The organism is Microbacterium testaceum, from assembly GCF_001476655.1.
GTDB lineage: Bacteria > Actinomycetota > Actinomycetes > Actinomycetales > Microbacteriaceae > Microbacterium > Microbacterium testaceum_C.
Genome location: NZ_LDRT01000239.1, coordinates 1 through 661 on the forward strand (window position 1 = coordinate 1; position 661 = coordinate 661).

Annotated in this window: 1 protein-coding gene; it reads left to right on the plus strand. The window is 72.2% G+C overall.

The features are described from left to right. On the plus strand, positions 1-661 hold a 661-nt coding region (locus tag NS220_RS18705; RefSeq protein WP_193755429.1), incomplete at both ends, for a CoA transferase.

The window sequence follows — 661 nt, forward strand, 5'->3', positions numbered from 1 at the left end:
GTCGCCCAGGCCGTCGGCGGGCTCATGCACGTGACCGGCGCATCAGACGGGGAAGCCATGAAGGTCGGCGTCGCCCTCGTCGACGTCCTCACCGGGAAGGACGCCGTGATCGGAGTCCTTGCGGCGCTCCGACGGCGCGAGGCGACCGGAGAGGGTTCGCTGGTCGAGGTCAACCTCCTCTCGAGCCTGCAGGGCGGGTTGGTGAATCAGGCCGCCGCGCACCTCGGCGCCGGGATCGAACCAGGGCGCCTGGGCAACCGGCATCCCTCGATCGCTCCCTACGAGGCGCTGCGGTGCGCCGATGCGCCTCTCGCCGTCGCGTGCGGCAACGACGCGCAGTTCGCGCGGATGGCCGCGGTGCTCCGAGCGGCCGAACTGACCGCCGACCCGCGCTTCGCCACGAACGCTGACCGCGTCCGCCATCGTCTCGAGCTCGCCGCGCTCCTCGAAGACAAGCTTCGGGCGGAGACCGCGGCGACCTGGGCCGAGCGTCTGAACGCGGTCGGCGTCGCCGCGGGAGTCGTGAACACGGTCGGTGCGGGTATCGCGCTGGCCGAGGACCTCGGTCTGCACCCCGTGATCGACACCGTCGGTGACGACGGCCGGGTGTCCCGACAGATCCGGATGCCGATCACCTGGACACCGCCCTCCCCCGGTGCCC